Raw genomic sequence first — 12,185 nt, forward strand, 5'->3', positions numbered from 1 at the left:
TTCCCATGCGCACCGAACAATCCAAGACCATCTACCTCAAGGACTATCAGGCGCCGGATTACCTGATCGACGAAACCCACCTGACCTTCGAGCTGTTCGAGGATCACACCCAGGTGCACGCCCAGTTGGTGATGCGCCGCAACCCAGCGCTATCGGCCGAGTTGCCGGCTCTGGTGCTGGACGGTCAACAGCTGGAATTGCTCGAACTCAAGCTTGATGATCGCGAGCTGGGTGCCGGCGACTATCAACTGACCGACAGCACGCTCACCGTGCAGCCGACCCAGGCCAGCTTCGTGATCGACAGCACCGTGCGCATCCACCCGGAAAGCAACACCGCGCTGGAAGGGCTGTACAAGTCCAGCGGCATGTTCTGCACCCAGTGCGAGGCCGAGGGTTTCCGCAAGATTACCTATTACCTCGACCGCCCGGACGTGATGAGCAGCTTCACCACCACGCTCAGCGGCGACAAGCAGAAGTACCCGATCCTGCTCTCCAACGGCAATCCGGTTGCCAGCGGCGAGGAGGGCGATGGCCGCCATTGGGCGACCTGGGAAGACCCGTTCAAGAAGCCGGCCTACCTGTTCGCCCTGGTCGCCGGTGACCTGTGGTGCGTGGAAGACACCTTCACCACCATAAGTGCCCGCAACGTGACGCTGCGCATTTATGTCGAGCCGGAGAACATCGACAAGGTGCAGCACGCCATGGACAGCCTGAAGAAGTCCATGAAATGGGACGAAGAGGTGTATGGCCGCGAGTACGACCTGGACATCTTCATGATCGTCGCGGTCAACGACTTCAACATGGGCGCCATGGAGAACAAGGGCCTCAACATCTTCAACTCCAGCGCCGTGCTGGCCCGCGCCGAAACCGCCACCGACGCCGCGCACCAGCGGGTCGAGGCGATCGTCGCCCACGAGTACTTCCACAACTGGTCCGGTAACCGCGTGACCTGTCGCGACTGGTTCCAGCTATCGCTCAAGGAAGGCTTCACGGTGTTCCGCGATGCCGCCTTCTCCGCCGACATGAACTCGGCGACGGTCAAGCGCATGCAGGATGTCGCCTACCTGCGTACCCACCAGTTCGCCGAAGACGCCGGCCCCATGGCCCACCCGGTGCGCCCGGATGCGTACATGGAAATCTCCAACTTCTACACCCTGACCATCTACGAGAAGGGTTCCGAAGTACTGCGCATGATCCACACGCTGCTCGGCGCCGAGGCGTTCCGTAAAGGCTCGGACCTGTACTTTGAGCGTCACGACGGCCAGGCCGTGACCTGCGACGATTTCGTCAAGGCCATGGAGGATGCCAGTGGCATCGACCTGACCCAGTTCAAGCGCTGGTACACCCAGGCCGGCACGCCGCGCCTGGCCGTTAGCGACAGCTACGACGCTGCCGCGAAAACCTACACGCTGACCTTCACCCAGAGCTGCCCGGAAACGCCGGGGCAGAGCGAGAGCAGCAAGCTGCCGTTCGTGATTCCGGTGGAGCTGGGCCTGCTTGATGCACAGGGCAATGACCTGCCGCTGCGCCTGCAGGACGAGGCCGCCGCTGGCAGCAATCGCGTGCTGTCGGTAACCGAGGCTCAGCAGTCGTTCACCTTCGTCGACGTGGCCGAGAAGCCCTTGCCGTCGCTGCTGCGCGGCTTCAGTGCGCCGGTGAAGCTGAGTTTCGCCTACGACCGCGACCAGCTGATGTTCCTGATGCAGCACGACAGCGACGGCTTCAACCGTTGGGAAGCTGGCCAGCAGCTCAGCGTGCAGGTGCTGCAGGAGCTGATCGGCCAGCATCAGCGTGGCGAAGCGCTGGTGCTCGACGCGCGCCTGGTCAGCGCGCTGCGCACCTTGCTGCAGGATGACACGCTGGATCAGGCGATGGTTGCCGAGATGCTGTCGCTGCCGGGTGAGGCGTACCTCACCGAAATCAGCGACGTGGCCGACGTCGACGCCATTCATGGCGCCCGCGAGTTCGCCCGTCAGCAGTTGGCCGACGCACTGTTCGAGCCGCTCTGGCAGCGTTACCAGGCCAACCGCGAGGTGTCGCGTAACACGCCTTATGTCGCCGAAGCGGAGCATTTCGCCCGCCGTGCGTTGCAGAACATCGCACTGTCTTACCTGATGCTCGGTGACAAGCCTGAAGTACTGGCCGCGGCGCTTGATCAGTTCGAGAACAGCGACAACATGACCGAGCGCCTGACGGCCCTGGCAGTGCTGGTCAACTCACCATTCGAGGCTGAGCGCAGCAAGGCGCTCGAAGCCTTCGCCGAGCAATTCAAGGACAACGCCCTGGTCATGGATCAGTGGTTCAGCGTGCAGGCCGCCAGCACCTTGCCGGGCGGTCTGGCTCGTGTGCAGGCGCTGATGGAGCACCCTGCGTTCACCTTGAAGAACCCCAACAAGGTGCGCGCATTGATCGGCGCATTCGCTGGGCAAAACCTGGTGAATTTCCATGCCATCGACGGCAGCGGCTACCGCTTCCTGGCCGACCAGGTGATCGTGCTCAATGCGCTGAACCCGCAGATCGCCTCGCGCCTGCTGGCGCCGCTGACCCGCTGGCGCAAATACGGCGCCGAGCGTCAGGAGCTGATGAAGGCCGAGCTGGAGCGGATTCTAGCCTCTGGTGAGCTGTCGCCCGACGTTTACGAAGTCGTCAGCAAAAGCCTCGCCTGAGGCCGCACCGCGGGGCGGTTTTCTACCGCCCCGTGGTATTTGCTGCGTCTCCAGGCGTCTGTTCTGGACGCCTTTGCTGCTCATGAGCGGCTTTCTCGATCTTTGATCCTGTTACCTGCAGTTTGCGTGGTAACAATTTTTTGTTACCTGCGGGAATGAAAAGCTATCGCCGCGTAAGGCGAGCCACTTAATATCGCGCCGGCGATCGGGATGCTGGCATTTAGCCGTATTTCTTTGCGCTTTTGCGGCGCTCCGACAGGCTATTGAAAGCAGTAATGAGTGATTCTTGACCAGGAATAGGCAGTAGTTGATCAGTGGCTGATCAGTCACAAAAAGACGCTACGGAGCTGCTCTAGAAAAGCGGTTTCAGCTAATACGATCGTTTGAATTGGCACCAAGGTTGCACTGCAAAAGGCAGTGACGTCAGCCAGTTCAGCGCAATGATCGAGCACCTCGCGAGGTGCTCCCCAGGCCCGCCGAAAAATGGGCCGCAAAGAACAACGACTGTCTGTCTGCGGAGTAGAGATTCAATGCGTATCAAGTCCCTTGGGCAGGCTCAGCGCCTGGTGCCGGCAAAGGCAGGTTTCGCCCTGGTCAGCATGCTGCCGCTGTTGGGCACAGTGCCTGCGCAGGCGGCGGAGTTCAGCTTCGCCGATAACGAGGTCAGCGGCTCGCTGGACACCACGCTGTCCTACGGGCAGCTGTGGCGTGTGCAGGGGCAGAGCAGGAACAATGATGACGTCAACGTCAACGACGGCAATCGCAACTTCGATACCGGCCTGGCCTCGGAAGTGTTCAAGATCACCTCCGATCTGGAAATGAACTATCAGAACTACGGGCTGTTCGTGCGCGGTACGGCGTTCTATGACACGCAGATCATGGACAAGCGCAACGACTTCTCCAGCGGCAACCGAACCGCTCAGCCCAGCCAGAACACCCCGAACGATGACAGTTTCACCCGCGACACCCGCCACAAGGCCGGGCGTGATGCGCAGATTCTCGATGCCTACGTTTTCGCCAATTGGGATGTTGCCGAGCGACCGGTCAGCGCTCGCCTGGGGCGTCAGGTGTTCAACTGGGGCGAGGGTGTGTTCTACCGCGGTGGCGTGAACGCCAGTAACCCGGTGGACGGCGCGCGTTTCCGCCTGCCTGGCGCAGAAATAAAGGAAGTGCTGATCCCCGTCGAGGCGGTCAGCTTCAATATCGGCCTCACCGACAACCTGTCGATGGAAACCTTCTACCAGTTCAAGTGGAAGGAAAGCGCCATCGATCCGGCGGGCAGCTACTTCTCCGAGACCGATCTGTTTGGCGAGGGCGGCAATACCGCCTACACCCGCAATCCAGCGCTGGGCAGCGCCGCCTTCCGCAGCAACTACGCCGGCCTGGCGGCCCTTGGGATTGGTGGGCTGCAGGGCACTGATTACCTCGACAGCAACGGTTATTTCAAGGTCGCGTCCATTGGCTCGGATATCAAGGCCAAGGATGACGGTCAGTTCGGCGTCGCCTTTCGCTACATTGCCGAGCAGTTGAACTCCACCGAGTTCGGTTTCTACTTCGTCAATTACCACTCCAAGGAGCCGACGCTTTACGCTGATCTCGAGGGCTTCTCGGGGCTGAATATGGATGCAATCACTGCCGCCGCCAGTGGCGGCACGATTATGGATTATTCGACTCTGCGGACGGCGGCCGGTTTGGGCGATCCAACTGCTCAGGGGCTGCTCGGCTTGGTCAACGGCGCAGCCACCGTCGATGCCGCCAGCCAGGTCAATGCACATCGCGAGTATGTCGAGAACATCCGCATGTACGGCTTCAGTTTCAACACCACCCTGGGCGATGCCTCGGTGTTCGGTGAGCTGGCCTACCGCCCGAACTTGCCGATCGCCGTTGCCACGACCAACGACCTGCTCGGCGATTTGCTGCGTCAGGGATCGGCGCTGGTGCAGGGGCAACAGGGCAACATCGGCGGTCAGGCGCTGCAGCTGGGTGATGCAATCCACAACTACGAGCGTGTCGAGGCCTACAACGCGTCGCTCGGTACCATCTACAACTTCGGGCCTTCGCTGGGCTTCGATGCGCTGACCGGGGTTGCCGAGCTGGCCTCCGAGCACCTGCGCGGCAGCGACCTGAAATACACCGCGTTCGATGGTTCGACCCGCTACTACGCAGGGCGTGGTGATTCGTCCTACACCTTTGGTTACGGCCGCAGCTACCAGGCCAACAAGAATGCCTATGGCTACACCCTGGTGCTGTCCGGTACCTGGAACGATGTATTGGCCGGGGTGAACCTGTCGCCCTTCGTCGTCTACAAGGACGATTTCGAGGGCAACTCCTACCAGACCGGCAATTTCATCGAGGGCCGCACGGCCTATACGGTCGGCATGAAGGCCAACTACATGAACAGCCTGGAAGCCGAGCTGCAGTACACCGAGTTTTCCGGCGGTGGCAACAACAACGCCATTCGCGACCGCGACAACATCGGCTTCAACGTCAAATACTCTTTCTGATCACGGGGAAACAGCATGCTGAACATCAAGGGTGTCGCCGTCGCGCTGGTGCTGCTGGCCGGCAACAGCATGGCCGCGGTCTCGCCGCAGGACGCCGCCAAGCTCGGCACTAGCCTGACGCCGCTGGGCGCTGAAAAAGCCGGCAACGCCGCCGGCACTATTCCGGCATGGACTGGGGGCATCACCAGGGCGCCGGCTGGTTATCAGGGCTCGGGCAAGCACCATGTGGATCCGTTCGCGGGCGACAAACCACTGTTCACCATCACCAAGGCGAACCTGGCCCAGTACCGCAATCAGCTGACGCCTGGGCAGATTGCGTTGTTCGAGGCCTACCCGGATACCTTCCAGATGCCGGTCTACCCCAGCCGCCGCTCGGGTTCGGCGCCGCAGTGGGTGTACGACAACACCGCGAAGAACGCCGTCAGTGCCAAGCTGCTCGATGGCGGCAACGGCTTTGCCGATGCTTTCGGCGGTATCCCGTTCCCGATTCCGCAGAATGGCGTCGAGGCCCTGTGGAACCATATCGCCCGCTATCGTGGCACTTATGTGGTGCGCCGCGCTTCGGAAGTCGCCGTGCAGCGCAACGGCTCCTATTCGCTGGTTACCTCGCAGCAGGAAGCGCTGTTCAAGTTCTACGACCCGAAAGGCAGCTACGCCAACCTCAACAACATCCTCTTCTATTACCTGTCGTTCACCCGCAGCCCAGCACGTCTGGCCGGTGGCGCGGTGCTGGTTCACGAGACGCTGGATCAGGTCAAGGAGCCGCGTCAGGCCTGGGGTTACAACGCCGGCCAGCGCCGGGTACGTCGCGCGCCGAACCTGGCGTATGACACGCCGATCTCCGCAGCCGATGGCCTGCGTACCGCCGATGACACCGACATGTTCAACGGTGCGCCGGACCGTTACGACTGGAAGCTGCTCGGCAAGCGGGAAATCTACATCCCGTACAACAGCTACAAGCTCACCAGCCCAGAGGTGAAATACAAGGACCTGCTGCAGGTCGGCCATCTCAACCCGGCTTACACGCGCTACGAGCTGCACCGCGTGTGGGTGGTGGAGGGCACGCTCAAACCCGGCGCCCGGCATATCTATTCCAAGCGCACCCTGTACCTCGATGAGGACAGCTGGCAGGCCGCCGCCGTCGATCAGTACGATGGCCGTGGCGAGCTGTGGCGGGTATCGATGGCGTACCTGAAGAACTATTACGAGCTGCCGACCACCTGGTCTGGGCTGGACGTATTCCACGATCTGCAGGCGCGTCGCTACCACGTGCAGAACCTGGATAACGAAGAAGCCAATACCATCGACTTCAGCCAGCCGACTGCCGATGATGGCTACTTCACGCCGGCACAGTTGCGCCGCCGTGGTACTCGCTGAGGCGATGGTTTTGCAAAGGCTGCGCGGCGGTCATTCGCGCGGTCGATAACACGGGCTTTTTCTTACAAAACAGTGGATTTTGTGGCTACCACGATGCGCAAAGGCCGATAGCATGAGCGTCGTCTGCACCGACGCCGGCAATAACAAGAACAAGGGGGAGTTTGTATGAGGGAGCCCATGGTGTGGCGCAGCGGAGGCACTAAAATCGTGCGCCCGGTGCTGCAGGCACTGTCGCTGTGCGCACTGCTGACGGCGGCTGTAACGCCCGTCCAGGCCCAGAGTGACGAGGCCGTAACCTATGCGGTGCCGGCGACAAAGGCGGTGTCCAGCCTGCTGCTCGACGTCACCCATGCCGGCAAGCGCTTGGTGGCGGTCGGCGAGCGCGGCCATGTGCTGTATTCCGACGACGGCGGCGCCAACTGGACCCAGGCCAAGGTTCCGACCCGGCAGATGCTCACCGCAGTGTTCTTCGTCGATGAGCAGCATGGCTGGGCGGTTGGCCACGATGCGCTGATTTTCGCCAGCAGCGATGGTGGCGTGACCTGGAGCAAGCAGTTCGACGACCTGCAACGCGAAGCACCGCTGCTCGATGTGTGGTTCAAGGACCCGCAGCATGGTTTTGCCACCGGCGCCTACGGTGCGCTGCTGGAAACCACCGACGGTGGCAGCACCTGGGAAGATGTCAGCGACCGCCTCGACAACGAAGACACCTACCACCTCAACGCCATCGCCAGTGTGCCGGGCGCCGGCCTGTTCATCGTCGGCGAGATGGGCAGCCTGTTTCGCTCCACCGATGACGGCGCAACCTGGGAAACCCTGGACGTGCCGTATCAAGGCTCGCTGTTCGGCGTGATCGCCAGCGGTGAACCCAGTGGCCTGCTGGTTTATGGGCTGCGCGGCCATCTGTTCCGCTCGGCCGATGGCGGCGACAGCTGGCAGCAGGTGGCACTGACCACCGCCAGCGGCGGCACGCTCGAATTCGGCCTGGCCAATGCGGCTACGCTCGGCGACGGCAGTATCGTGGTGGTCGGCCATGGTGGCAGCGTGCTCAAGAGTACCGATCACGGCCACAGCTTCAGCGTGTTCAACCGCCCGGATCGCATATCCCTGGCGGGCGTCACCGCAGGTGCAGACGGCAAGTTGGTGCTGGTCGGGCAGGGCGGGGTACGCCTGACCTCCGAAACCGGTGCCAATCCAGGCCAACAATAACAAGCTGGGGTAGTGTTCGATGAGTAACCTTGATCAAGACAAGGCCAGCCTGCTGGAGCGCCTGATCTTCAACAACCGGCCGGCAGTGATTCTGATCTGCCTGCTGGTGAGCGTCTTTCTGTTCTTCCAGGCCACCCAGGTGCGCCCGTCGACCAGCTTCGAAAAGATGATTCCGCTGAGCCATCCGTTCATTCAGAACATGATGGAGCACCGCAACGACCTGGCGAACCTCGGCAATACCGTGCGTATTTCCGTGGAGGCCAAGAATGGCGACATCTTCAGCAAGGAGTACATGGAGACGCTGCGTCTGATCAACGACGAAGTGTTCTACATTCCAGGCGTCGACCGCTCCGGGCTGAAATCGCTGTGGAGCCCCAGCGTGCGCTGGACCGAAGTGACCGAGGAAGGCTTCGCCGGTGGCGAGGTGATTCCGCAGACCTACGACGGCAGCGCGCAGAGCCTCGAAGAACTGCGCAGCAACGTGCTCAAGTCCGGGCAGATCGGCCGCCTGGTCGCCAACAACTTCAAATCCAGCATCATCGACGTGCCGCTGCTTGAGTCCTATCCGGACCCGGAGGACCAGGGCCGCCTGATCAAACTCGACTACCAGCAGTTCTCCCACCAGCTCGAAGAAAAAATCCGCAGCAAATACCAGGCGCAGAACCCGGACGTGCAGGTGCATATCATCGGTTTCGCCAAGAAGGTCGGCGACCTGATCGATGGCCTGATCATGGTCGCGCTGTTCTTTGGCGTCGCACTGCTGATCACCTTCGTGCTGCTGTACTGGTTTACCTGGTGCATTCGCAGCACCATCGCCGTGCTGATCACCACCCTGGTGGCGGTGGGCTGGCAGCTGGGCCTGATGCACACGGTGGGCTTCGGCCTCGATCCGTATTCGATGCTGGTGCCGTTTTTGATCTTCGCCATCGGCATTTCCCACGGCGTGCAGAAGATCAACGGTATCGCCTTGCAGTCCAGTGCGGCCGACACACCGTTGATGGCCGCGCGGCTGACCTTTCGCCAGCTGTTCCTGCCGGGGATGATCGCCATCCTCGCCGACGCCGTGGGCTTCATCACCCTGTTACTGATCGACATCGGCGTGATCCGCGAGCTGGCCATCGGCGCCTCCATCGGTGTGGCGGTGATCGTGTTCACCAACCTGATCCTGCTGCCAGTGGCGATTTCCTATATCGGCATCAGCAAGAAGGCCGTGGAGCGCAGCAAGCGCGATGCGGTGAGCGAGCATCCGTTCTGGCGCCTGCTTTCCAACTTCGCCAGCTCCAAAGTCGCGCCGATTTCCGTGACCTTGGCGCTGGTGGCCGGTATCGGTGGCTTCTGGTATCAGCAGCAAAATCTGCAGGTCGGCGACCTTGACCAGGGCGCGCCGGAGCTGCGCCCGGAATCGCGCTACAACCTGGATAACGACTTCGTGATTCGCAACTACTCGACCAGCTCCGACGTGCTGGTGGTGATGGTCAAGACCGCGCCCGAAGGCTGCTCGACCTACGAAGCCATGGCCGCCATGGACGAGCTGATGTGGACCATGGACAACACGCCGGGCGTGCAGTCGGCGATCTCCATGGTCAGCGTGTCGCGCCAGGTGATCAAGGGCATGAACGAGGGCAACCTGAAATGGGAAACCCTGTCGCGCAACCCGGACGTGCTCAACAACTCCATCGCCCGCGCCGACGGCCTGTATAACGGCGACTGCTCGGTGGCGCCGGTGCTGGTGTTCCTCGAAGACCACAAGGCGGAAACCCTCAAACGTGCGGTGAAGGCGGTCGAGGGCTTCGTCGCCGAGCATCAGTCCGAGAACGTGCAGTTCCTGCTGGCCGCCGGTAACGCCGGTATCGAAGCGGCCACCAACGAAGTGATCAGCACCTCGGAGCTGCTGATTCTGGTGCTGGTGTACCTGTGCGTCGGCGTGATGTGCATGATCACCTTCCGCTCCTTCGCCGCCACCGTGTGCATCGTACTGCCGCTGATCCTAACCTCGATCCTCGGCAACGCCCTGATGGCCTTCTTGGGCATCGGTGTGAAGGTCGCGACCCTGCCGGTGATCGCCCTGGGCGTCGGCATCGGCGTGGACTACGGCATCTACATCTACAGCCGCCTGGAAACCTTCCTGCGCGCCGGCCTGCCGCTGCAGGAAGCCTACTACCAGACCCTGCGCTCGACCGGTAAAGCCGTGCTGTTCACCGGCCTGTGCCTGGCCATCGGCGTGGCCACCTGGATGTTCTCGGCGATCAAGTTCCAGGCCGACATGGGCCTGATGCTGACCTTCATGTTTATCGTCAACATGTTCGGCGCACTGTGGCTGCTACCGGCGCTGGCCCATTACCTGATCAAGCCCGAGAAACTGGCGGGCAAAAAGGGTGGTTCGTTGCTGGCGCATTAAAGGGCTGGTTCTGTAAGAGGCGCGCCCTCTACGGCATTTGCATGCCGTAGAGGGCGCTTTGCTATTGCGGGAAAGGGCTGGTTTTTTATAGGGCAGTGCTGGCCGTGAAAATGCGGAAGTCAGGCGAATGCAGGCGCGGGCGTTCTAGTGGATCGGTAAGTTTTTGATTTATATGGATTTTGGTTTTTTGCGAATACGGGTAGGTCGCGCTTATACAGAACGCTTTACTATTGTGTTAACGCAGAGTTCTGTCTAATCACTGTTATGTACGGGATATGGAGTAATAATTTGGATTTTAATAAATGGGCTCAAGACATCTACCAGGTAGCGTACGATTCAATCCGGCATTGCCTAGAAAATTCAAGAACAGGTAAATGGAAAGAGGATTTCATCACAGCTGAAATACTTGAGCGGCTAAATAAGCTACCTGCCTATTCTTTGCGTCAAGAGACAGGCTATAAGAATGTCAATTTAGAGTCTTTCAAGTTTAGTGGTACTCCAGAATATGCTTTTGGTGACGTTGCTATTGTAGTAAAGATTGAGTTTGAGAAGGGCAAAAGCATAGAGGGGGTGGCTTACCTTGAGGCAAAAAGAATCTACCATAAAGAAAAGCATGAGCAGTGCTCGTTTGATTCGATTGATTGGAGCAGATTAGAAGAATATGCTTCTTCAAGTCATGCGCACTATGTCATGCTTTATGACGTAGATGAAGACTCAGAGATTAAGCTTATTTGCAAAACCATACTCACCAAGCACTTACTAGAAATAAAGAGAAAGAAAAGAGACGTCTACCCATATTGCGAAAACTTTCATCAGCTGATGTGTTTTAGATTGTTCATGGGATATGGTTTAGATTTTGATCCGCAAGCTGTGGAGTCTGCAAAGGGGTTTGGTGAGTCCAATCTGTTTGCTAAATACCTCCTCACTGCTACGGTCACACACACACACAAACCAGAGATGAAGTTGGAGCCCGTGATGATTAATAGGAGCGTGTACGAATCAATAGTGAGTCCACGTTTAGATTTAGGGAGTGACCCAGATCCCAGTGGTAGCATCCCTCGTCCATAACAATTCGCACCAATCGGACGTACTAAAGTGCGCCGGTGCTCTCCGCGTTAGAGCCTAGAGGAAGAATCATGGATGTCATCGCCTCACTTCAAAGCGCAATTGAAATCGCTGGCAAGCTTCGTGCCTTATCTAAAAAGATAGAAGATGCGGATTTCAAAATGCTTGTAGCTGATCTTTCTGTAGAGCTAGCAGATGCAAAGCTTGAAACAGCTAACTTAAAAATTGCTCTTGCAGAGGCTCTTGAGGAAAACGAATCACAAAAGAAAATTATCAATCAACGATCGAGCCAAGCTCCAAAGCTGTCAGACGGTGCTTATGCATTCGACGGAGAAGATGGCCTATTTTGTACAGGATGCTTTGACACCAAGAGTCTAAAGGTAAGAGTTTCACCTCTATCCGGGGCATTTAGAACATTCGGAAAGTGGTCATGCCCGTCATGCAACGCAACCCTGGGTTAACGGCTCCAACAACTGGTATATGGACTCTCCCCACAAGTAGTGAGCAAAGCTTTTTTTTGCACTTGTCGTCAGCAGGGGAAAGGGGACAGATTTATTTGTGGCACAGAGCCACTAGTCTAAAAATAATCTGCCCCCTTTTTTGTTTACAATCAAATTGATGCGCTAGGTGAATCGCCCCGGCTTTCCTAGACACTTTCCAAGCTCTGGAAATAGCGCTTTTCAAAATCCACTGGCGATAGCTGCATAGCGCTGCTGTGCCGGCGTTTAGGGTTATAAAACATCTCGATGTAATCGAACACATCAGCGCGTGCTTCTTCACGGGTGCCGTAGGTTTTCCGTCTGATGCGTTCTCGCTTCAGCAATTGGAAAAAGCTTTCTGCCACGGCGTTGTCGTGACAGTTACCGCGTCGGCTCATGCTGCTAATCAGGTTGTTGGCCTTGAGGAAACTTTGCCAGTCCAGGCTACTGAACTGACTGCCCTGGTCTGAGTGGATCATCACTTCCT

At 58.9% G+C, this 12,185-nt stretch carries 8 protein-coding genes; 7 read left to right on the forward strand and 1 reads right to left on the reverse strand.

Going from position 1 to position 12,185, the window contains the following annotated elements; translation table 11 throughout:
• The first annotated feature begins 5 nt into the window (after positions 1-5).
• The 7 genes from pepN to BUC40_RS21900 all read left to right on the forward strand — a co-directional run bounded on the left by pepN (position 6) and on the right by BUC40_RS21900 (position 11,680).
• Positions 6-2,666, forward strand: a complete 2,661-nt coding sequence (gene pepN / locus BUC40_RS21870) for an aminopeptidase N (protein ID WP_073268827.1) — start codon at positions 6-8, stop codon at positions 2,664-2,666.
• Positions 2,667-3,196: 530 nt separating this feature from the next.
• Positions 3,197-5,170: a DUF1302 domain-containing protein gene (locus BUC40_RS21875; protein WP_073268830.1), complete on the forward strand. Its 1,974-nt coding sequence runs from the start codon at positions 3,197-3,199 to the stop codon at positions 5,168-5,170.
• 15 nt (positions 5,171-5,185) lie between these two features.
• On the forward strand, positions 5,186-6,547 hold the full coding sequence (locus BUC40_RS21880; RefSeq protein WP_073268831.1) for a DUF1329 domain-containing protein: 1,362 nt from the start codon (positions 5,186-5,188) through the stop codon (positions 6,545-6,547).
• 165 nt (positions 6,548-6,712) lie between these two features.
• Positions 6,713-7,756, forward strand: a complete 1,044-nt coding sequence (locus tag BUC40_RS21885) for a WD40/YVTN/BNR-like repeat-containing protein (RefSeq protein ID WP_073268833.1) — start codon at positions 6,713-6,715, stop codon at positions 7,754-7,756.
• A gap of 19 nt (positions 7,757-7,775) precedes the next feature.
• The gene (locus BUC40_RS21890; protein ID WP_073268835.1) at positions 7,776-10,154 is read left to right on the forward strand and encodes an efflux RND transporter permease subunit; all 2,379 of its coding nucleotides are present in this window, start codon (positions 7,776-7,778) and stop codon (positions 10,152-10,154) included.
• 288 nt (positions 10,155-10,442) lie between these two features.
• Positions 10,443-11,222 (forward strand): hypothetical protein, encoded by a 780-nt coding sequence (locus tag BUC40_RS21895; RefSeq protein ID WP_073268837.1) that lies wholly within the window; start codon positions 10,443-10,445, stop codon positions 11,220-11,222.
• A gap of 68 nt (positions 11,223-11,290) precedes the next feature.
• Positions 11,291-11,680 (forward strand): hypothetical protein, encoded by a 390-nt coding sequence (locus BUC40_RS21900; protein ID WP_073268838.1) that lies wholly within the window; start codon positions 11,291-11,293, stop codon positions 11,678-11,680.
• A 185-nt stretch (positions 11,681-11,865) separates the two neighbouring features.
• Here the strand turns inward: BUC40_RS21900 and BUC40_RS21905 are convergent.
• Positions 11,866-12,185: IS3 family transposase (locus BUC40_RS21905; protein ID WP_139272156.1), on the reverse strand; the 320-nt coding region annotated here is incomplete at its 5' end.

Source organism: Phytopseudomonas punonensis (assembly GCF_900142655.1).
Lineage (GTDB): Bacteria > Pseudomonadota > Gammaproteobacteria > Pseudomonadales > Pseudomonadaceae > Aquipseudomonas > Aquipseudomonas punonensis.